A 21,196-nucleotide genomic window follows, 5' to 3' on the forward strand; every position below is an offset into this window, starting at 1 on the left:
TACTTCCGGCTGGAGCGAGAGTTTGCCGGCCTGGATTTTCACCAGGGAGAACAGTGCGCCTTGGCAAGGCACACACAACAATACGGTCGAACGCACCATCAAGCCGATAGGGTTGGGAAAGAAGAACTATTTGTTTGCGGGCAGTGAAGGCGGCGCCGAGACCTGGGCCATTCTCGCGTCGATCATCAACTCGACCAAGCTGCAAGACATCGACCCGCGGCATTATCTGACCGACGTTCGAGCGCATCGTCTCCGGACGCACCAAGATCAATCAGCTGCACACACTGCTGCCATGGACATGGAAGGCCGAGCGCGATGGTCTGGAGACAAAGCTCGCCGCCTGATCAATTTGACGGCAGGGCGTCGGGAACTTCCTGCGCGTCGCTGGTGTCGTCATAGATCTCTTCGCGGATCACGCGCAGCGTCACCTCGTGCAGATAGACTTGCAGCGCCCTCTCCAGCTCGGTGAACTCCGGCAGCAGGATCTTGTCAACGAAGCCCCGTGACGCGCGGATCATCACCGTGTTGCGTCGCTGGCGATGGTAACGAAACGGCCGCAGCCCGTATCGACGGCAAAGCGCCAGAAACAGCTGCCGCGACCATTGGTCAGGAAGTGAGAATTGCTGCTCGATCGGTGGATCGTGGCGAGCGAGCTCCTCGACCCGGGCACGCACCCGCTGCAGTGCGGCTTCCGCCGCCAAGCGCTCACCAGCAGTTGCTGCACCCGCGAACAACGCCTCGATCTTCCGAAGCTTCTCGCGCAGCTGCGACTCGCTGGTCATTCTGATCCCCGTCGCCCCCTTCAAACCGGGAGCACCCAATCATCGCCCAGCGGCAGCGTCAATCACCCCGATCGGGCAATCCAAAGCATTCCGCGCAAGTCAAGGCCGGGCACGGTGATCCTCTCGTGACGCTCACTCAATCAGCCGAAAGCGTGGATGTCGCACATCAGCTAGGTCGCTTGTGCGCTGCGGTTTTTCTACGGCGTGACACTCGGGGATGCGGAGGCATTTGAGCGCATCATCGCATCATCGGGGGCCAGAAGCCCGACAAGCTCCCGCTCGTCCTCAGTGCCGAAGAGATCGTGCGCTTCCTGGGGGCGGTTACGGGGTTGCGCAACCGCGTCGTGCTGATGATCCCTTATGCGGCAGGCTTATGGGTTGGCGAGGTCGCCCGCCTGAAGGTGAGGTCGACGGCCGGGCCTATGGCTATTTCCAGGCGATGACCCAAGTGGACACATCAGCGTCCCCGCCATCCAGGCCGCCTGCCCGGCCGCCCGGCGCGGTGCTCAGATTGCCAAGCCGATCACTGTCCACACTCTCCGGCACTCGTTTGCCACCCATCTTCTGGAAGGCGGGATCGACATCCGCATCATTCAGGTGTTGCTCGGACATGCCCACTTGGTATCGGCCGCCGCACTACGCTCAGGTTGCGTGAATCTGCTCACCCCCACCGCCGGCCCATTCGACGGCTCTCCATCACGGTGATCCCTCCGGACTGAGCCACGCAAATGGACCCCGCGCTACCGCCCCTCATCATTTTGCGTCCCTGCCCCCATCCAGATAGCATGCGCTCCGTTCACACCACAGCTTCGACCCAGACCACCTATTGCGGTGGGTTGCCATCGCTGCACGGTGCTTAGCCATCTCGGCGCTCCTGGCGCCTCTCCGTCTTCACGCCTCCACCTGAAGGGTCTTGCTGCGTGTGCCCGGCCGGATATTCGGCGACTCGCAGCACCAGTACGCCGAAACGGGTGGTCCTGCGGGCTGTTCGTTCGCCTCCGCGCTGCTCGCCGCCCCCTCCGGCCTGGCGCAGTCGCACGATCAAATTGCAATTGGCTACATGTGACGCGTGACCTCACATGGGATAGACCCTCACCGGCAGATGCTACAACATCCGCTCGCTCCCCGGCTTGCGCCTCGCTTGGCCGGAACGCCCGATGATCATTTGTACTCCGGCTCCGTCCACCATGGAAAGAAATCTGGCATGTGGGCGGACACCTTGTTCTTGAATACCGCGGGCCGCTTCTCCAGAAATGCCATCACGCCCTCCCTGCAATCGGCGGAACGGCCGAGCATATAGCCGGCGCGGCTATCGATCTTATGGGCTTCCATCGGGTCATCGGCGCCCAGCATGCGCCACATCATCTGCCGGGTCAGCGCGATCGATACAGGAGCGGTTTTCTCAGCGATCTCGCGGGCGAGCGCATATCCCGTCGCCATCAGTTGATCCGGCGGCACCACTTTGGTGACCAGCCGGCCGGTGAGCGCTTCCTGAGCCGAAAACACCCGCCCGCTATAGCACCACTCCAGCGCCTGCGCGATGCCGACGATGCGCGGCAGGAACCAGCTCGAGGCGGCCTCCGGTACGATGCCACGCTGGGAGAAAATAAAGCCGAAGCGCGCGACCTCGCTGGCGATTCGGATGTCCATCGCGAGTTGCATGGTCAGGCCCACGCCGACGGCCGGTCCGTTCACCGCAGCGATCACGGGCTTGAGGCACTTGAATATCCGCAACGTGAGCTGGCCGCCAATGTCGCCAACCTTCGGATCGCTGTAATCCACCGAGCCACCGGGTAGCCGTCTCACCGACCCGAACAGCGCATCCGTATCAAATGAATTGGCGCCATGCGAAAGATCAGCGCCCGCGCAAAAGGCGCGGCCTTCGCCGGTCACGACGATGGCGCGGATGTCGTCGTCTCTATCGGCGCGGTCGAACGCGTCCATCAATTCGCACTTCATGCTGAGATTGAAAGCGTTGAGCTTCTCCGGTCGGTTCAAGGTGATGGTTAGGATCTGCTCGACGACCTCATATTTGATGGTCTCGTAAGCCATAGTGTTTCCTTCTCGGGTCTGGATGAATAGAGGGGGCCGGCCGGTACGACCTAGTCTGTTTCTGTGTTTCGGCCAATATTCGTCGAATATCTCACTGCCTTGACTTAATGTCTCAGAGCCGATCGTGAGTTCAGGCAAAGATTTTGGGGCCTGATCAATGGGTCCGCATTGTTCCAGAATCAATCCCTTCTCAAATGCCTTACGTGCCGTAGTCTCTGCGATTTCGACCATTTAGCAATCAAACCCCAACACCATGCCCCGCCCTCGAACAGCAAAACTGTTGCCGTACCCGGATACAATGCCCCAAGTCGGCGCCGCAACAGTTCTCCCATGTGCTGCCCTTGCGAGAAAGTCTGCCTGCGCCAATACCGATTTAGAGCTGCGGGGCACAGCTCGACGAGAATGGCAGCTGGACGACCGATGCCGCTGCTCTCGTCCATCAACACCGTTCGCACGTCGTCAGCAGTATCAGCCGGCCCAAGATAACCATCAAAAGGCATAAACGTTGGACCCGACCGAGGGACGCTATTGGCTGCGCGACAAAGACGATTACCGCCCGCGGCAATCGCTTCTAAACTCGTGCCACGATATCCATGCGTGAATGAAATTATGTTCTGGCGTCCTGTGACTTTGCGTGAGCGCTTTAACGCTGCTTCAATAGCATTGGCACCTGTCGGCCCCGTGAATTGCAACCGGTAGTGCAGGTTCCGTTCCCGGAGTATGATAGAGCTCAACGTCTCCATAAATTCGATCTTTGCTGGAGTGGCCAGGTCAAGCCCGCGGACTACGGCATCCGATGCGAGATATTCGGTAATAGGGATTTTGACCTGGTGATTGAGCGCTCCAGCGCTGGAGAGGAAATCAATGAGCTTTCGACCATCGAGCTCTCGACCATCCTGCGCTAACATAATGTAGCCGCACGCCTTGGCAGAGAACGTGAGTACGAGCGGACTTTTGATTCTGGGACGTCGAAAGCCTGCATATCTCGTGCCTGGCTAACCAGCCCCCTCGTGTCGCCTCCTTCGCAAACAAGCTGTTCAAATGAACAAGCGAGCCGCTGATTGCGCGAGCTGTGAGCATATCGATCGAACGTTCACTCGATCGGCGATCGCTATTTTGCACGGCTCATCTCTCAGAGAGGCTCCACTCACTTACCTTAGAACCCGGAATGACGAACCTGCTAAGACTAGTAGTATTCGATTCAGAACTACACATGCGTTGTCGACTTCGGAACTGACGCGAGCTCTTCAGTGTTTCGATAGGCGGCTTCCGAACTGACCAAAACGGCAGCGGCAGCGCTAGGATGCACAGCTGATTTGAGCTCCCTGCTCGTGGTCCGCGCGAACGTCGGATTGCAGTGAGGACCTCATCTCGACTTCGCTAGTGCGAGCTCAGCTTCAAGCAACACAACTAGCGAGCCCGTGCATGGTTGGAGGCTTGATTTGGTGAGAGGCTACGCTTCGGGTTTTAGGTCTCGGATCACGCCTCTTGCGACCAAATGGGTTCAGATGAACAGCAAGACCACCGCGCCAATCGTCGCGCCGATGAAGCCGGCGCCCTGATTGGGGCCGCAATGCTCGCACCTAGCCGACCCAGATCTCGCGAAACGCGTCGGCATTGAAGCGACCTTATTGGAGCTGTTCTGCGCGGGACGTGCTCGCCTGCTCCTCTGTCATGCTCGCCAATGCAAGCCGTCGGCCCCGTTGCTGATGCGAGAAAAGTTCCAGATGGACGCCGACAGGGCTCATTGCGCCGGCATGGCCTAGGTTGTGTTTGCGACACGTTCCGCACGTCGGACACTCGCTTTTTTCCGCCGCGACGTCATGGCCACAAACAGGCGCGAGACCATAGGCTCGATCATGGCGGATCTTTCTGGCCTAACCACCGTCCGACAGATAGCCCCCAGCGCAGCATGGTTTTGCTGCTATGGTGTTTTGCCGTGGTCCGGCTCCCAGCCTAAACGCCTCTCTGGCAACCCAGAACTAGGATTCTCAAGAATCTCCCTCCGGCCGAGCTTGAGCGCTTATGTTCTAATCTCCGTCTGAGAATAGCAGCGAGTTGCGGCCTTATCGTTACGGTGAAAAACGCTGCTCCGGTCGCCACCAGTGAGAAGGCGCCATCTATTTCGTGGGTGCTAGAGGAGGCGCCGCTACAACGACGCCTCCTTCTCCTCCACCCCCTACTTGATCCGGTAGCTGCACAAGCGAGGTAGCTAGTGGTTTAGTCCATGTGGACTAGGGGGCCGATCGAGCTCCCCGTAAGATATGTGCAGAACCTTAGTTGGGCTCGATGTCGCTAGGCCTTGTGCGTGCACAGGTGAACGGTGGCTGCATATTCTTGGTAGGTTAGAATGGAGAATGAAATACAAAGACGGATCGTTACCTCAGTTGGTGGTCGCCCGACTGGATACCTTCGGAACACCGCCCCCATGATCAGCGAGAGCAGGCCGTATTTCGATGCAGCCCACACGGCAGGCCTCATGACCGTCCACGGACGTTCTACGACCGGACGCAGCATTGCTTGGGGCAGCGGCCCGCTCGACAGTCGTCCGCAGGTAATTGATTTCGTGCGATGCTCCTATCTGGGCCTCGACAATCATCCGGTGATCGTCGCTGGGGCGATCGAGGCGATCGAGGCGCAGCGGTCGTTGCATTGGTCCTGCGCCCGAACGCAACTCAATTTCGATCTTCTGGGAGAACTTGAAGAAACCCTGTCCGAGATGTTCTGCGCGCGCGTGCTGACCTTTTCCAGTGTCATGCTCGCCAATCTTGGCGCGATGCCTATCCTTGCTTCGGGCCATTTGACGGGCGGAAGAAAGCCGCTAGTCGTGTTCGATTGCCTTGCACACGGCTCGCTCGCCTATCACAAGCCGGTGGTGGCTGATGAAGCGCGGGTGGAAACGATCTTCCACAACGACATCGACGCTCTCGAACGCTTGTGCCGCGAAAATCCGGTGGCTGCTTATGTATGCGATGGTGTTTACTCCATGGGAGGCTATTCGCCGATCGAGGAACTGCGTCGGCTCCAGGAACGCTATGGGCTCTTTCTCTATATCGACGATGCTCACGGCATATCGATCTTCGGACGCCAAGGCGAAGGATTTGCTCGCTCTCAGTTTCCGCAAGTGCTCGGTGAGCGAACGATCATAGCCGCTTCGCTGGCCAAGGGATTCGGCGCATCTGGTGGCATGCTAATGCTCGGAACGAGCGAGCACGAGACCCTGTTTCGACGATACTCCATTCCCTATGGGTTTTCGGTGACCCCCAATCTAGCGGCAGTTGGCGCGGCGCTTGGGTCGTGCAAAATTCACCGCTCGTCAGAACTCGGCCAGCGGCAGGAGCGATTGGCGCAACGCATCGATCTCTTTGACCGTCGTATCGCAACCGCCGAGCAAGGCAATTCACTTCCGATCAGAATGATTGCCATCGGATCGGAGGCCAATGCGATTGCGATCGCAAGAGGGCTTCTCGATGGCGGTTTCTACACCTTGGTGACGTTCTTCCCCACGGTCGGGCGAGGAAAGGCGGGGATACGGGTGTGCATTACAGCGGAGCATGAGGTTCGCGACATAGAGCGGCTGTGCGATTGCATTTTGGAAACAGTAGCCGAAACAACGGGAAAGCCCTACCCTCTGAGGTGATTCAGCGGACGAATTCATGGAGCTGCCAGTTCGGACCAAGGTTTCTGTCACGTGATGGCGGACCGGGAGGGCGGAAGCTTGTCAACGAGCCATTGCGACGGAGCGCGTCTGTGTCCGACTGAGATACGAGACATGGTTTGGCACTTACTAGTCGCCCGATCCAGGACGCGCGCTTTGGACGTCGTGAAGTTGCCAATTGACCTTGGCGTGATTGGCGTTTCGCTCCTGCTCCCTGGCGGCGACTTCGTCGGTTAGGTTTGTTGTCGAGGATGTGGCGATCGAGGCGCTGAGGGTATAGAATACCGAGTTCGGACCCCGCCAGATCGAGCCAACTGCCGTGCTTTGGCGTGTAGTGTCATTCGACAGCGTTCGACCAGCCGCCCAGCTTCGGCGGCCGGAAAGTCTTCGTCGAGAGACGCATTGCTGTGGATGTTGAGATTTGTCCTGGACCAGAACGATGGTTCGCGCGCGATGGAAGTAAATATCGGCCAAGTCTTTCAAGACGAGCGCATAATCCACCGCGGTGTGGCGATCCGTGACCGTGACACGGCGCCAGCCCTCGAGCGGACCAAACATCATGAAAAGGTTGGCAGTGCCGTTGCGCTCGTACTCGTGATCGAAACGAGCTAGGTGCCGCTTTCATTGGGATCGGCACGCGCGTTTCGGCAAGCAGTTGCTTTGAGGTCTCCTCCAGACAAACCAGGGTGCGATCGGGATCGTGCCGCCGGTGTATAAGGTCAGCCCATCTTCTATCGCTGGTGCAAACGCGCTGTTCGCCTTCTGCGGATGACCCAGCATTGCCGCCGATGCGGTTTGAGAGAGCTTGTTTAAGCGTCCGCCCAATCGTTGAGTCGCTGGCGCGGTCAACGATGCCGAGTTCCACGACCTTGTTCTCCAGTAACCGCAACGTCCAGCGCCAAAGGCCGAAGCTTTTCGTTCTTAAGGACTGCACTGTGCTGTAGCTCCAGTGCCTGCCCTTCCACCACGGCGACCAACGCCACACGCTGGCGAGCGTTTTGGTCGCGCTACAGATCCAAGTTCGTTCACCTTTGCGGCGGCGCAAGCTACTGAACTCGAGCGAAGCAAAGTACGCGTAGGATCCGTCGAATAGTTTGCGTCGAAAATGTCCGCACGGCAGCGCCGATGTGGCGGAAGGCGTGCAAGAAATCGGCCGAAGCGCGACGCTCATGCCCGCGCCGGCTTCCCGCCCGTTGACGGCAGTGCCGAGCGGCTAATGCAGATGGCGGATGCGGCAGGAAGGGGCGAAAGCCGGTTTCCAGCGTCACACCCGCATTGATCTTCTTCGACTGTTTGTCGTGTCCCTGCTCGATTGGCGGCGCAGAACGCCCGCCCCGTTCAGAACCAAGCAACGGATCTCGTCCTTCCGCTCCTCGATCTCGTCGGGCGCTTTGCCAGTCCGGCCAGCATATCCACCGAGACTGCGTTCATGACCTCCCCGTGTCGAGCTTGAAGACGGCAACCGATCCATCGAAATCAAGCGCGATCTGCTTGAACTGCATTGTTTCCTCTTGCCGTTGCGGACCGCGATGTTGCGCGGACTGGAATTGCTTGTGTCGACGCACATAGTTGATTTTTGCCGCTGGCGTGTCCATGGTGATCAGGAAATATCGGACAATCTTGTGCGCACCGGCTGATGCGGGTCATGCCAAGATCAGCGAGGAATGCTCATGAATATTTTCGATCTCACCGGCCGCGTGGCTGTAATCACCGGCGGTAATGGCGGTATCGGCCTGGACATCGCGCAAGCGCTCGTAGCCCAAGGCTGCGATGTCTCGATCTGGGGCCGCAACGCGGAAAAGAACAAGAGCGCCGCAGCCAGCCTGGCGCACGTGCCGGGCAAGGTTGACAGTCGTGTCTGCGACGTCACGGACCCAGCGTCGGTAAATGCGGCCATGAGGGCGACGCTTGACACCTTCGGCCGAGTCGACGGATGCTTTGCCAATGCTGGCATCGGCGGCGGAACGCGCGCCTTCATTGAACGCACCGAAGATGAATGGCGCACGATGTTTGCGAACAATCTCGACGGGCGTGTTCCACGCCTTCCAGGCCGCGGCAAGACATGACCGCGCGCGCCAATGCCGGGGACGCCTTCGGCTGGTTGGTTGCGACTTCGAGTTTGGCCTCGATCTTCGGCAGTGCGCGGTACGAGCACTATGCGGCGACGAAGGCGGCCATCAACGCGGTAGTGCGCGCGCTCGGCGTGGAGCTGGCTCGCTATGGCGTCACCGCGAATGCGATCCTCCCGGGCTGGATCAAGAGCGACATGACCGCCGGCATCATGGCCAACGAAAACTTCGTCGCCAATATCATGCGGAGGATTCCGCAGCGGCGCTTTGGTGAGCCATTCGATTTCGGCGGCATCGCCGTATGCCTGATGAGCAATGCTTCGTCGTATCATACGGCAGACACTTTCGTGATCGACGGCGGTTATACCGCGTTTTGAGCCATAACGACGGGGCACGTCCGGGCCTACGCAACAACTGAACGGAACGTTGCTGCTGCGGTGCCGAGAGCATCTACAACATCGCAAAGCTCGTCGGCAACGAGTGGGTGATCAACGGTGACAAGTATTACATCTCCGAGCTCGGCGGACTCTCGTGGACCATGATCGTGATGGTGAAGACGAAGAAGGCGGCCTCGATTGCGACCGCACTCTTCGCGAGAAGGCAGTTGCCCATCGAGCGCCGTCGGCCGCATCATTGCCCCTTCACAGCAAGCGAATGCGATCAACTACTTCTGCGCCGCAGGACCAATTGGCGAATCCTCGAATACGACGCAAGCGGACCGCCTTGACGGCTCGGCTAGCGCTCTTTTTCTTACACCTAGGCCTTCGAGGGGATCCGCTTCATATCTGCCGGAAAGAACACCGAAGACGTGCGCGCCGCCACGTCCTGCGCTGTGTACGGGCCTTTGGGATGGAACCCCTGAGTCATCAGCATCTTTATCTCTGCGATCTCTTCGCCCGATACGGCAAGGACCTTGCCCGAATGGTCAGCCGCTAAGTCAGAGGCCATGAAGAGCACACCAGGAGCGACGTTTTCGGGACGCAGGATGGGATCGGGTTCGCTCTCCCGGGCGCCTGGAACGTCCGCCCACATGCGAGTGACTGCGTTTGGCGCCACGCCCATAACGCGGATGCCATATTTGCGGCCCTCGATGGAGAGAACTCGTATCAAGCCATAGATACCCGCCTTGGCCGCTCCGTAGTTTGCTTGGCCGAAATTCCCGAAAAGCCCTGACGTTGAGGACGTCATAATGATCACGCCTGGGCGACGGTTGTCTTTGAGCCACTTCCAAACCGGTAGCGAACAGCAGTATGTCCCCTTCAGATGAACCTTGACGACGAGATCCCAATCCTCCTCCGAGGTCTTGGCAAATGTCCGGTCGCGCAGGATCCCTGCATTGCAGATCAGGATGTCGACTTTGCCGAAAGCATCGATCGCGGCTCTGAGGATATTTTCACCTCCGGCCAAGGTGGATACGTCATCGCCATTGGCCACGGCGCGACCGCCGGCCGCTATGATCTTAGCCACCACCTTTTCAGCCGCGCTGCCAGCGCCGGATCCATCGACTGAGCTGCCAAGGTCATTGACGACGACGGCCGCGCCCTCTTTGGCGAACAGCGCTGCATAAGCCTCGCCGAGCCCACCACCCGCCCCAGTAATGATCGCCACCTTGCCGTCCAACAATCCCATCCTGTGCTCTCCAAATGTCCGCATCGTGAGCGCGCGCGCGGCGCTACCGCATCTTCAGTGGTTTAGTCCTTGGTCGTCTGCTCTCGCCTCCTAGATATAAACGTCAGGGCGTTGGTGCTGCGTGCAAGGCACACACGCGAGAGCTTCGTTAAGATAGAGGTGGCTCCTATGAGAAGGCCTTGCCGGCTTTAAGGCCGCAGCTGCACCGTTTCAATTCCACGGGCTTACGCTCGCGATGCGGAGCATCGCGCAGCTCGACCACCGTATCGCATTTATCGCCCGTCCAGCTTGTTGCCACGTCTGCTCATTTCGCCCGCTCTGTCGCGCCCGGCGTGCGCCGGGCACTCGCCAGCAATAAAATCCTTACCCCTATCGCTGGGAAGAAAATCGGCTCACTTTTCTGTAGATTCGCGTATTTCGGACTAATTTCACGCTCTAGCGCAGAAGTTCATCGCGAGTGTCGATTACGAAAGTGACGCCACCTCAGACAGTCAGCCAATAGAAGATCAGCTACACTGTGTCGACAGCGTCGCCAATGGCGGCGTCGATATCAGCCAGGTCTGCCGCCGTGACGCAGTAAGGCGGCATCACGTAAAATCGTATTGCCAAGTGGCCGCAGCAGCAGAGTCCGGTCCTTGAAGAAGGCTCCAAGGTTTGCACCGACGCCCGCCAGATAGCCCGGATCAGTCGTCTTCAGATCGAGTGCTGTGATGGCCCCGGTCCGACGAACGTTTGCAAAGCGCGAGTCGGTGCGGAATGACTCCAGTGCCTGCTCTTGCAACGTGGCGGCCAACGCTACGCTGGCGAGTGTTTTAGGTGCCGCCAGAGATCCAGGTTAGCCTTTGCGGCTGCGCAGACTACTGGATTGGCGGTTATATGAGCTCGAAGGAAAGTACGGGTACAATCTTTCGAATAATGCGCATCGAAAATGTCCCCACGGCAGAGTGTCACCGCAAGTGGGAGCGCCCCACCCGTGAGGCCCTTGGAATAGCAGGCGATGTCGGGCATGACATTGGCCTGCTCGCAGCCGAATAACGTTCCAGTGCGTCCCCAGCCCGTCATGACCTCGTCGGCAGCGAACAGAACAGAACATCCGAGGACTCAAATATCTGCTTAATTTCTCTTAGCACCCAGGCTGGGTACATCAGCATTCCGCCCGCTCCCAATATCAGCGGCTTGACGATAAAGGCGAGGCGGCCCTTCCTTTCGGCAAGTAGAGTCGAGCGCATCGAGAGTGGCCTGCTCATGGCCCTTCGCCGGGAACGGGACTGTGATAACGTTGAACAGCAGGGGCTCGTACGCCGCGTCGAACATGCCTCGGACACCGACCGACATCGCCCCAATCGTGTCCCCATGATAGGAATGTTGCATTACGACAATGCACGTTCGCTGCGCGCCGATATGTGCCAATAGCCGAGTGCCATTTTTAGGGCAACTTCCACGCTCGAGGAGCCACTGTCGGAGAAGAAGACATGATCAAGCCCACCGGGCGGGAGTTTCAAGAGTTGCGTCGCAACTTCCTCGGCTGGATCATGAGTGTAGCCAGCAAATACGATTTGGTTGAGCCTGCCTGATCTTGAATCGCGCTTACAATTCGTGGATGGCAATGACCATGCTTGACGACCCACCACGATGAGATTGCATCGATGATACGAGCCCCATCCGCAGCGTAGAGGTAAGCACCATCGCCTCGCACAACCTTCGTCATCTCGTCCTGAAGCGCGTGTCGCGTGAACGGATGCCAGATCGACGACCTCGTCTTTGGCGTCATAGCTTGAAATCATTAGGGACAACGAGTCCCTGAAAGCAGCCTGCGGCGCGTCTGCCGTGAGAGGAGAAAGCCAAGGCAATCGTCCCAACGCACGGCCCCAATTTCGCAAATGGTCCTCTCAGTCTCGAGATGTCCTTCGCCAAAGAGTGCGATTCCAAGAATTCCGATCTGGCGCTTTCGCAGAACCTCTATCGAAAGTAGCGAGCGATTGATTGTACCGAGTGCTGTGCTCGCACAAAGCACGATCGGAAGCCGCCATCGCTCGAAGATGTCAATGTAAAGAGCATTCCGCGTCAGCGGGACCATCCAGCCCACCTGCGCCTTCGATCACGGGCGGCTGTTTCCCAGTATTCGGGACATGGAGCGATTCTGTGTCGATCCGAACTCCGTCGAGTTCCGCGGATAGATGGGGCGAGGCAGATTTTCTAAGACGATAGAGCTCCGGCACGATCTGATCGGGCGAGAGAAGTCCCAGCCGTGCGACAAGCTGGGTATCTGTCTTTCCGTCGAAGCCAGCCTGAACCGGTTTCCAATAATTCGCGCCGAGGAGATTGGCGAGGCCAGCGGAAAAGACCGTTTTTCCAATTCCGGTATCAGTGCCCGTCACCACGATGCGCTGATTCACTGAGACCAGCCCCTTGTCTCCTCTTTGAGCGCATCTAGCATTGATCGGACGTCGTCTTCCCCGACATTGAGTGTGACTGAAATCCGCAGGCGGGCCGTGCCCGCTGGCACGGTTGGCGGTCGGATCCCGCGGATATCGAAGCCGCGAGCCTGCAACGCAGAGGCCAGGCCCATTGCTCGGGCATTGTCTCCAACGATGTAGGGAACGATCTGCGAGTCCGAAGGACTCCGAAGACCGCGCGCGCGGATCTCCTGATGCGTAAACGCGACCAGGTTGGCCAGACGCTGCTGCCGCACAGGTTCCTCTTGTAGAATCAAGAGTGCCTCCCGCACGGCGATGGCCATCAATGGTGACGGCGCAGTGGCGAAGATGAATGGACGGCAGCGATTTACCAGGAAGTCGCGCAGCACTCGTGTGGTCGCAACGAGTGCGCCAGCAGCGCCTAGGGCCTTGCCACAGGTGTGAACCACTAGGACATTCTCGCGCCTCTCGTAGGGCGCAGTGAGTCCTCGTCCGTGTTCGCCGTAAACGCCTGTGGCATGAGCCTTGTCAATCATGAGGAACGCGTCGTACCGGTCGGCGATTGTCACCAGATCCTTCAGAGGCGCGAAATCGCCATCCATGCTGTAGAGACTTTCGATGACGATCCAGACGCGCCCGACGCCACCGTTCGCCCGCCATTCACGAACCGTGTTTTCGACCGACTGCGGATCATTATGCTCGCTGATCCGAAAGTCGGCTCGGCCGGCTCGCGCGCCCTCGTGAATACTAGCGTGCACGAGGGAACCGAGCACAAGCAAATCACTCCGCTGCGGCAGGGTTGTTAGGACGGCGAAATTTGCAACGTAACCGCCGCCAAAGAAGAGGGCCGTCTCCGCTCCGAAGAACTGAGCCGCTTCTGCTTCGAGCTTTTCGTGCTCCTCGCAATTGCCGCGCAGAAGCCGCGACCCGCCGGCTCCGATGGGGGTGCCTGCCTCTAGCGCAGCTGAGATAGCATTCTTCATACGGGGCGCGGTCGCAAGCGCCAGATAATCGTTCGATACAAAATCGATCCCCGCTCGCGGCTTGAGGCCGCGCAGTCGGTAAGCTTCTTTCAGAGCATGCAAAGCTGCGACATAGTCGCCGCCTTTGGCCGCATGGCTTGGTTTCATTTGTTACTCCCGGAACCGCCCCCAATCGCGCAAAGCTTCATTGGCTGCAAGCGTCAGCTTCGGCCTGCAGGAGTTCAACCCCGCAATATTCGATAGTCCCGGTCGACAAGTACGACGCGCGAACTGAAGGGCGTCTTCCTCTTCGAATGAGGCATATGCAATAAGTTTGTCGCCAGTCATGGCGAGTCGCGCAGTCGCACTGTTCAGGCTTGTTGAGCCGAATCCCGGAAGCGCCTCGATCACGTAGGTGGCAAAGTGGGCTCCAGTCTCCATAATGCAGAGTGCGACGCGCTCCTTGAGTAGGAGGACTGTTGCCTCCAGCAGTATACGATCGATCGAGATCGAAGTTCAGATCGGCGTCAGTCACGGAAGCGCTATTGACACAGCCTTTCATCAGCGTGATTTGCATTTTTTAGCCGAGCTGAGGGTCCGCGGCGTCCTTGTTTGAGGTATTTCGTTATGCAAGCCCTGAGGTGATACCTAGCCGGTGCAGCAAGTGTGCGTCGCGTTGGCGCTCCGGATTCTTGGTTGTCAATAGCACATCGCCAATGAAGAGCGAATTCGCGCCGGCCAAAATGCACAGCGCTTGCAGTTCATCGGTCATGTACTGCCGTCCCGCAGACAACCGCACCACGGTCTTCGGCATCATGATCCGAGCGGTCGCTACTAGACGCACCAGAGCGATCGGATCGGGACACTCCGCAGTCTCAATTACTGGCACGCCCTTGACTTCGTTCCACAGGTTGATCGGTACGCTTTCCGGATGGCTGGGAAGATTGGCGAGCAGCACCAGCATGGCGAGGCGATCCTCGGCGCGCTCGCCCATACCGATAATGCCGCCGCAGCAGACCTTGATGCCGGCCTCGCGCACATGTGCAAGTGTGTCGATGCGATCCTGCAAGGTGCGGGTGGTGATGATCTTGCCGTAGAACTCCGGCGAGGTGTCGATGTTGTGATTGTAGAAGTCGAGCCCAGCATCTGAGAGTCGCGCGGCCTGCTTTGGCGTCAACATGCCAAGCGTGACGCAGGTTTCCATGCCAAGAGCTTTAACCGCGCGGATCATGTCGCAGACCTGATCAAGGTCGCGGTCCTTTGGACCGCGCCAAGCCGCGGCCATGCAAAAACGGCTCGCGCCAGCATCCTTGGCGCGTTGCGCAGCGGCGACCACATCGGCGCGATCCATCAGGCGGGTGGCTTTCAAGCCGGTGTCGTAATGCGCGCTTTGCGAGCAGTACCCGCAGTCTTCTGGACAGCCGCCCGTCTTGATGCTGAGCAGGCTTGCGGTCTCGATGTGGTTTGGATCGAAGTTCGCGCGATGAACACTCTGCGCCTGAAACATCAGGTCGGCAAATGGCAGGCCATAGAGCGCTTCGGCCTCGGCGCGCTCCCAGTCACTACGGGCCTGCGCGCTCTTGCCGCGGTCGTCCCGCTGCACTCCCACTCCACCAACCATAGGACTTACTCTCCCATCCTCGGCCGATCGTAGATAACATGCAATAATAGCCGATCACGGATCGACGCCAGCGCTCGTGGCAGCTTGCAGTGATTGTCGCCGCCAACTGCAAAGTAAAGCGGGTCGACGCCTAAAGACCGCGAAGATCAGGCCGCGACTGCAAAAATCCTGCAAAATGAGGGCCTCCTGAGATGTGGATGCCAAGCGGTCGCATGGCCATCGGCCGGTGGCGGAGCCGGTGCAATGCGAGCGTGCTCCGGCCTGGGTGTGACGAACAAGATACTTGCAAAACGGAAAATGGCTGAAGATCTGATCCCCTTGGGGCGAGAAGCTTTTTCCGCCGCACCCAGATGGCGCCCGATACCCAGCCGTCAGTTGCGCCGAGATCACCCTCTCCTGCGGGCAGTTGGAGGCGCGAGCCAACCGCATCGCGCGGGCGCTGGAGGGACTGGGGGTCATATCGGCGACCTTGTCACCATCGGGCTGCCAAACGGAGGCAAGCTCATTGAGGCGTGCTGGGGCGTCTGGAAGCTGGGCGCGACGCCGCAACCGGTCTCCTTCCGATTAACGAACGTCGAGTTGCGGGCCATAGTCGACTTGGCCGCCCCACCAGTGGTCATCGCCTTGCCGGGCATGGAGGCCGACCGGCGGCGGGTCACCGTTGAGGACCTCCTCGCGCTATCCGACGATGACGGGCCGCTGGAGTCGCGCGTGGCTCCGCGTTGAAGGTAATGACCTCGGGTGGTTCGCCCCAGATAATCGGGAGCACGAATTAAAAATGCGCCCGAGGGTATTGACCGCGACCTTCCTGCTGATCAGGCCGCGCGCGGACGGATCGGGCTGCCTTCTTTCACATCGTAGCCGCTAAAGTTTCGGCATCGGCCTCGCAATAGCCGACAACCGGCTTGATCAACACCTTTTGCCGCGATCAGTTTGATACTCGCACCGTAGAAGGGGCCGCCGATGTCGACGTCACCGTTGATGACGTTCTGGATGTCTTGCGCCCCGCCGATCGACTCACTTCAATTGAGCGGGGCGAGATAAGTCGAGATCCTCGGCCAGCTCCGGAAATGCGATCTGCACGGCCCCTCCTCTCTGTTAACGAATTTCAGTCTGTCCCAAGGGCGGCTCGGCTATGACCTAGCGGACGAGACTAGCCGCGAGGACGAAACCCCATGACAGTCGCGACGCCCCCGCGGGCCGTTCTGACCTGCGGATACTTCGAGCAGCACCCGCGGATAAGAGCAGAGTCTGCATCGACCGGATCTACGTGAAATTTGCGAACGGGCTAGGCGACCTTCGCGGGCGGCTGCTTGGTGGCCTTGAGGCGCGTTACACTGCTCCGCCCGTCAACGCTGACGGGTACGTCGCCATCGATGGTGGCGCGACGCACGACGCGATGCTGGTCGCCGTAATCATTGACCGCATAATGCTGCGTGGCGCGGTTGTCCCAGATCGCGACATCGGCCTCCTTCCAGTTCCAACGCACGGTATTTTCGGGCGCGGTGACACGAGATTGGAATAGATCGAACAGCTGCTGGCCGTCATATTTGGGGATGCCAACAAAACGCCGCACAAAAACGCCGAGCACTAGCGTCCGCTCGCCGGTCTCGGGGTGGACGCGCACCACGGGATGCTCAGTCTCAAAGATCGTTCTGGTGAAGACCTCGTCATAATGCTTCTTGTCCACCTCCCTGACGCGAGGCTCTACGGCGTAGTCATAGGCGTTGCTGTGAACGGCCCAGAGCTCGTCGGCAAGCCGTTGCAGCGGTGGCGGCAGATCGAGATAAGCGGCCTCGGTGTTTGACCAGACCGTATCGCCGCCGAACTTTGGGATTACAACACCTCGCAGCACTGAAATCTTGGGATAGGCATCAAGGTAGCTCTGATCGATGTGCCACGCGTCGGCCCGGCTACCGGCGCGGGCGGAATCAAGTTCGAGGATCGACGGCGTTCCACTATTGAGACTCATTGTGGGCGGCGCAAGCTTTCCAAAACGAAGAGCAAAGCGCTCCTGCTCAGCATCGTCGAGATGACCCTGGTCGCGGAAGAAGATGACTTTGTGCTCGAGCAGCACACTGTTGATCGCGGCGATTGTCTGGTCCGGCAAATCGCCCGATAGCTTGATGTTCCTGATTTCAGCGCCGATGCGCGCCGCGCGTTTGACAACGTTGGCACGCGGAATGACATCATCGTCCAAACCCGTTTTACTCATGGTGGTACTCTCCAAATTGCGGCTTCTTCGCCGGAGGCAGGATGGCGCTGACTTTCATGGGCAGGCCTCGCCTTCCGGGAGATCCCAGCAAGCACCGTGCCAATCGCGAACGCCGGGCGTGAAGCACGTGCATTTCTAAAGGAAATAGCTCGTCCTGGCAGGGACAGCGCGTGTTCTAAAATGTCACGCTTTGTTGCGGTGGATACGACAAGCGCAGTCGAGACGCAAACAGCCCGCTGACTCCTCGCCGTACCAGCGCAACACCCGTGATCCGCGCATAGACGGCCCGGCTTCGATCGAGGCGGCTCCACGAGCATGAGTAACGGGCGAGATCACGCGTGCTCCTGTCTCGTATCCTGACTGAGGTTGAGCGCCTGGTGCTCCGGCGGCTGCCGACACTCAGGACCCATGCGCGCAAGACATTAACGTTCCGAGCTGAAAGCGCCCACCTCAGCTTGGTCGGCCGCGCGTCGACGTCGCCACGTTATCTCCCAGAAGCTGTAACGCTTGCAAATCGCCGGTAAGGAACGTCTTCGACAAGCACCGCACTATGGCATCGCGTACAACAAATTGCATCACGGCCAATTGGGCAGCAATACCGAGCACCTCGGTGGTGAAACGCGATAAGGGCCAACATCCCTCAAGCAGACGTTCGAGGTCAGCACGAGAGGCATCATCTTAAGCCTCCATCTTTGTCGTACCCTCCATGTCCGGCTAATGACGCCGATGTCGCAAACCGGACATAGCATCGCGGCCATTCCAGATTTCTGGGCATGTGGCTCACTGCCTATTGGGACGATTCAGATCTAGCTGGGGGCATTGGTCGCTTCGTCCTGCCTATCCCATCTGGGATCATCGGCGAACTGCCCGGCATGATCTGCCTTCACGCGCGCAAACTTGCATTTGTCATGACTAAGCGACGCCACAGGTCGACGGCACGGCAAGACCGACCGCGGACTCAGACGACATGGGAACTCCAAGTAGCGCAATAGCTCCATCATGGAATTCCTGAAGAACCACAATCCCGATCTCAAACGCTTCGTCTTGACAAAGTCCGCGGCCTAAATCCTCGAAAAGTTACCCATGCGGCGTTAGGGTCATAATGCTAGATAACGAAATGAGAGTTTCAGCGCCAGTGGACGTCGGGGCTCTCCTCGCGCCAGCCGCTGTGTTGATAACGGTGCATTTTCAGCTTCTTGTCCTAGCTCGTTATCGGAGTCGCACGCTACGAGATATTCTCGTGGCCCGCTCAGAGAGCTTGAATCGAGCGTAGCGTCATGTTGTAGGATCTCAGAGTAGGTCGCAACGGTCTTGGCGAACGAAGCAGACTGCTCCAAGCGTCTGGGACGATAGCATAGACCTACCTACGTTCAACACTGGCTGGGACAATTCTCGCGGCCACGTTAAGCTGCCCATTGAGGGACACATCGCTATTACGCATAGCCGAAACGCAGCTGGCGATATTCAGGGTTTGCCGCCGTTCGGCCGAATCGATCATGGCCCGAACCCGTCATATCGCTCTGGCCAGTCTTGAGCGCCGCGAAACTGATCAGCTGGGGAAGCTGGTCTCGATCCAGTTCATCTCGCGGCCTGCCTTCGCGGGGTGGCATTGAGGGTCTCGATGTCGAACCCCGTGACCCTGTTGGTTGCGGGATCCTTGAAGAACCAGGGAGGATAGGTGCTGATCGTCTGCGCATTGATCACCTTCTTCGGCACTTGCGCGTGCACAGTGGCGGAGATGAGCCCGAATGCGATGGCGGACACGCCGGGTTGCCAGGTGCGCCAGGCACAGGGTTCTTGCTTGCATGACGGTTCCTTTCATGGGGGCGAAGATGGAAAGCGCCGTGTGCGCGCTAAAGCCTGATGGCATTAAGTTCGATAGCCTGAATTTTTGAGGTAGTTGGCGCATTCCTCGGATGTGAAGGCATCGAGTGCGTGGCCGATTGCGGCGCAGACCGCGTCGACGGTTCGCGCGGCAGCTTTGCGGAGCAGGTGTTTGAGCTTGGCAAAGACCTGTTCAATCGGGTTCAGATCGGGCGAGTATTTTGGCAGGAAGAAGAGCTTGGCGCCGACCGAGCGGATGAGCTGGCGAACTACCTTGCTCCTGTGGCTGCCGAGGTTGTCCAAGATGACGATATCGCCGGGTCGAAGGACGGGCAGCAGAACCTTCTCGACATAGGTGCGAAAGCTCACGCCATCGATCGGCCCTTCGATGAACCATGGCGCATCAATCCGGTCATGGCGCAGGGCCGCCAGGAAGGTCATGGTCTTCCAGCGGCCGTGGGGAACCTTGGCGTGAAGTCTGTGTCCGCGCGGCGCCCATCCCCGCAAGGGCGCCATATCGGTCCTGGTCCAGGGGTGAGTAGGCCGGGGGATTTTCACCCCCGGCCTCTCGCAGAACGGTGCGTGAACCTCTCGGTTCACTCCCGTCAGGTGAACGTGGTCGTTCCGAAGAACTGCCAGTGCACGAACAGCTCCGCATTATTCCGAGCCAGCTTTCGCAAGAACAGCGAAGCACCGGTTTTGTGGAGCCGGAAGTGCTTGTACTTTCGCATGATCCACGCCTTCAGCTTCTGATTGACGTAGTCGACCAGAGAGAACAGCGCTGAACGGCTGAACCGACCGTAATAACCTATCCACCCCCGGAGGAGCGGATTGATCTGTTGGGCAATCTCAGCCAGCGTCCCCGGCGTTTGCCGGGGAATGTGCAAGCTTCGGATCGTTGCTCGCATGGCCTTCAAAGCTGTCGGACTGACCGCCGGGGTGTATCCACAAAAGAATTCCTTCCGCTGTGACGTTGCCACCTGCCGCGGCCTGAACTGATATCCGAGAAAGTCAAACTTAACCCTCGGATACGTTCGCCGACGCCTGTTGTCCTTGCAATAGACGATCTGCGTCTTTGTCGGGTGCATCTGAAGTCCGCACACCACCTCCAGCCTCGCTTGAAGCTCCGCCCTGATGGCTTCTGCTTCTTGCTCCGTCCGGCAGTGCACCAGTCCGTCGTCAGCGTACCGACACCAAGGGAGGTCGGGATGTGTCCGCGCCATCCAGAGATCGAACGTATAATGCAGGAACAGGTTGGCCAGTATTGGGCTGATCACGCCCCTGCGGGGTTCCGCGAGTTCGCTCAACAAGCTTCCCGTCCTGTTCAGTTGGCGCTGTCAGCCACCTTTCGATGTAGAGCAGTGCCCATTTGCATTGCACGTGTCTCCGGACCGCCTTCCGCAGAAGATCATGCGGAAGATTGTCAAACAGTCCTTTGATGTCGAACTCCAGGACCCAATCATATTTCCAGCACCGCTGACGCGTGACGCCCACGGCATCCAAGGCCGATTTTCCCGGCCTGTATCCGTAAGAGTCCGGCAGGAAGATGGATTCCAGCTCCGGCTCAATCATCTGTTTGACCACCATCTGCGCGATCCGATCGCTGATAGTGGGCACACCTAAAATCCTTTCGCCGCCCGCCTTCTTTGGAATGGAGACGGCGCGCACCGGAGGTGGAAAGTAGGTCCCTGACGACATCCGATTCCAAATCTTGTAGAGATTCCCTGCAAGATCTGTCTCGAACATCTCCAAGGTCTGTCCGTCCACTCCGGCCGCTCCGCGATTGGATTTGACCGCCTTGTACGCTTCGTACACTCGCCGCTTCTCGATCGAGAACGGCTTGTTTGTCGCACCGTTCGAAGTCATCCTGTTTCCAGTTGGTTCAAGAGTACGACTACCTGACCCGATCCCTTTGCTCCGACCCCATTACAGGGCCCTCAACGCTCCTACGGATCGGTCCGCCCCAG

General features: G+C 58.8%; 12 protein-coding genes and 6 pseudogenes. 3 read left to right on the plus strand and 15 right to left on the minus strand.

What is annotated here, in order from left to right; genetic code table 11:
* Positions 1–344: 344 nt before the first annotated feature.
* Positions 345–782 carry a hypothetical protein gene (locus IF803_RS37305; RefSeq protein WP_461195632.1) on the minus strand — a complete coding sequence of 146 codons (438 nt, stop codon included), beginning with the start codon at positions 780–782 and terminating at the stop codon, positions 345–347.
* Between the two features lie 471 nt (positions 783–1,253).
* On the opposite strand from IF803_RS37305, the gene IF803_RS37310 reads away from it, so the two are divergent.
* Positions 1,254–1,487 carry a tyrosine-type recombinase/integrase gene (locus IF803_RS37310; RefSeq protein WP_461195655.1) on the plus strand — a complete coding sequence of 78 codons (234 nt, stop codon included), beginning with the start codon at positions 1,254–1,256 and terminating at the stop codon, positions 1,485–1,487.
* Between the two features lie 456 nt (positions 1,488–1,943).
* Here IF803_RS37310 and IF803_RS37315 read toward each other — a convergent pair whose 3' ends face one another.
* The 3 genes and pseudogenes from IF803_RS37315 to IF803_RS37325 form a co-directional block, all read right to left on the minus strand.
* Entirely contained in the window at positions 1,944–2,834 is an 891-nt protein-coding gene (locus IF803_RS37315) for a crotonase/enoyl-CoA hydratase family protein (protein ID WP_461195633.1), read from the minus strand.
* A 179-nt stretch (positions 2,835–3,013) separates the two neighbouring features.
* Positions 3,014–3,742, minus strand: a complete 729-nt coding sequence (locus tag IF803_RS37320; RefSeq protein ID WP_461195634.1) for a PLP-dependent aminotransferase family protein — start codon at positions 3,740–3,742, stop codon at positions 3,014–3,016.
* A 596-nt stretch (positions 3,743–4,338) separates the two neighbouring features.
* Positions 4,339–4,410 (minus strand): annotated as a pseudogene (locus IF803_RS37325) (GlsB/YeaQ/YmgE family stress response membrane protein); the annotation flags it as partial.
* Positions 4,411–5,184: 774 nt separating this feature from the next.
* On the opposite strand from IF803_RS37325, the gene IF803_RS37330 reads away from it, so the two are divergent.
* A complete protein-coding gene (locus IF803_RS37330; protein WP_461195635.1) occupies positions 5,185–6,474 on the plus strand; it encodes an aminotransferase class I/II-fold pyridoxal phosphate-dependent enzyme in 1,290 nt (429 codons plus the stop codon).
* Positions 6,475–6,621: 147 nt separating this feature from the next.
* Here the strand turns inward: IF803_RS37330 and IF803_RS37335 are convergent, their stop codons facing one another.
* Complete coding sequence (locus IF803_RS37335) at positions 6,622–7,053, minus strand: hypothetical protein (protein WP_461195636.1); 432 nt, start codon at positions 7,051–7,053, stop codon at positions 6,622–6,624.
* Positions 7,054–8,162: 1,109 nt separating this feature from the next.
* Between IF803_RS37335 and IF803_RS37340 the strand changes: the two are divergent.
* Positions 8,163–8,938, plus strand: a pseudogene (locus IF803_RS37340) (SDR family NAD(P)-dependent oxidoreductase).
* A gap of 379 nt (positions 8,939–9,317) precedes the next feature.
* On the opposite strand, the gene IF803_RS37345 reads toward IF803_RS37340, so the two are convergent.
* From IF803_RS37345 to ltrA, 10 genes and pseudogenes are all read right to left on the minus strand, one after another.
* Entirely contained in the window at positions 9,318–10,190 is an 873-nt protein-coding gene (locus IF803_RS37345) for an SDR family NAD(P)-dependent oxidoreductase (protein WP_461195637.1), read from the minus strand.
* Positions 10,191–10,700: 510 nt separating this feature from the next.
* Positions 10,701–11,961: pseudogene (locus IF803_RS37350) on the minus strand (adenosylmethionine--8-amino-7-oxononanoate transaminase).
* Between the two features lie 22 nt (positions 11,962–11,983).
* Positions 11,984–12,586, minus strand: a pseudogene (bioD, locus tag IF803_RS37355) (dethiobiotin synthase); the annotation flags it as partial.
* Positions 12,583–13,737 (minus strand): 8-amino-7-oxononanoate synthase, encoded by a 1,155-nt coding sequence (locus tag IF803_RS37360; protein WP_461195638.1) that lies wholly within the window; start codon positions 13,735–13,737, stop codon positions 12,583–12,585. The gene IF803_RS37360 and the pseudogene bioD, both read right to left, overlap by 4 nt.
* Positions 13,738–13,740: 3 nt before the next feature.
* On the minus strand, positions 13,741–14,079 hold the full coding sequence (locus IF803_RS37365) for an aspartate 1-decarboxylase (RefSeq protein WP_461195656.1): 339 nt from the start codon (positions 14,077–14,079) through the stop codon (positions 13,741–13,743).
* 115 nt (positions 14,080–14,194) lie between these two features.
* A complete protein-coding gene (gene bioB, locus IF803_RS37370; RefSeq protein WP_461195639.1) occupies positions 14,195–15,190 on the minus strand; it encodes a biotin synthase BioB in 996 nt (331 codons plus the stop codon).
* 1,288 nt (positions 15,191–16,478) lie between these two features.
* Positions 16,479–17,405 (minus strand): TauD/TfdA dioxygenase family protein, encoded by a 927-nt coding sequence (locus tag IF803_RS37375; protein ID WP_461195640.1) that lies wholly within the window; start codon positions 17,403–17,405, stop codon positions 16,479–16,481.
* 1,578 nt (positions 17,406–18,983) lie between these two features.
* The gene (locus IF803_RS37380; protein WP_461195641.1) at positions 18,984–19,169 is read right to left on the minus strand and encodes a hypothetical protein; all 186 of its coding nucleotides are present in this window, start codon (positions 19,167–19,169) and stop codon (positions 18,984–18,986) included.
* A gap of 105 nt (positions 19,170–19,274) precedes the next feature.
* Positions 19,275–19,760 (minus strand): annotated as a pseudogene (locus IF803_RS37385) (IS630 family transposase); the annotation flags it as partial.
* A gap of 74 nt (positions 19,761–19,834) precedes the next feature.
* A pseudogene (gene ltrA, locus IF803_RS37390) lies at positions 19,835–21,095 on the minus strand (group II intron reverse transcriptase/maturase).
* Positions 21,096–21,196: the final 101 nt, after the last annotated feature.

Source organism: Bradyrhizobium sp. UFLA06-06, from assembly GCF_054820065.1.

What these genes read in the sequence shown, in the direction of transcription:
- IF803_RS37305 (WP_461195632.1), bottom strand. Translation starts at nt 782, where the DNA reads ATGACCAGCGAGTCGCAGCTGCGCGAGAAGCTTCGGAAGATCGAGGCG.
- IF803_RS37315 (WP_461195633.1), bottom strand. Translation starts at nt 2,834, where the DNA reads ATGGCTTACGAGACCATCAAATATGAGGTCGTCGAGCAGATCCTAACC.
- IF803_RS37320 (WP_461195634.1), bottom strand. Translation starts at nt 3,742, where the DNA reads ATGTTAGCGCAGGATGGTCGAGAGCTCGATGGTCGAAAGCTCATTGAT.
- IF803_RS37330 (WP_461195635.1), top strand. Translation starts at nt 5,185, where the DNA reads ATGGAGAATGAAATACAAAGACGGATCGTTACCTCAGTTGGTGGTCGC.
- IF803_RS37335 (WP_461195636.1), bottom strand. Translation starts at nt 7,053, where the DNA reads ATGATGTTTGGTCCGCTCGAGGGCTGGCGCCGTGTCACGGTCACGGAT.
- IF803_RS37345 (WP_461195637.1), bottom strand. Translation starts at nt 10,190, where the DNA reads ATGGGATTGTTGGACGGCAAGGTGGCGATCATTACTGGGGCGGGTGGT.
- IF803_RS37360 (WP_461195638.1), bottom strand. Translation starts at nt 13,737, where the DNA reads ATGAAACCAAGCCATGCGGCCAAAGGCGGCGACTATGTCGCAGCTTTG.
- bioB (WP_461195639.1), bottom strand. Translation starts at nt 15,190, where the DNA reads ATGGTTGGTGGAGTGGGAGTGCAGCGGGACGACCGCGGCAAGAGCGCG.
- IF803_RS37375 (WP_461195640.1), bottom strand. Translation starts at nt 17,405, where the DNA reads ATGAGTAAAACGGGTTTGGACGATGATGTCATTCCGCGTGCCAACGTT.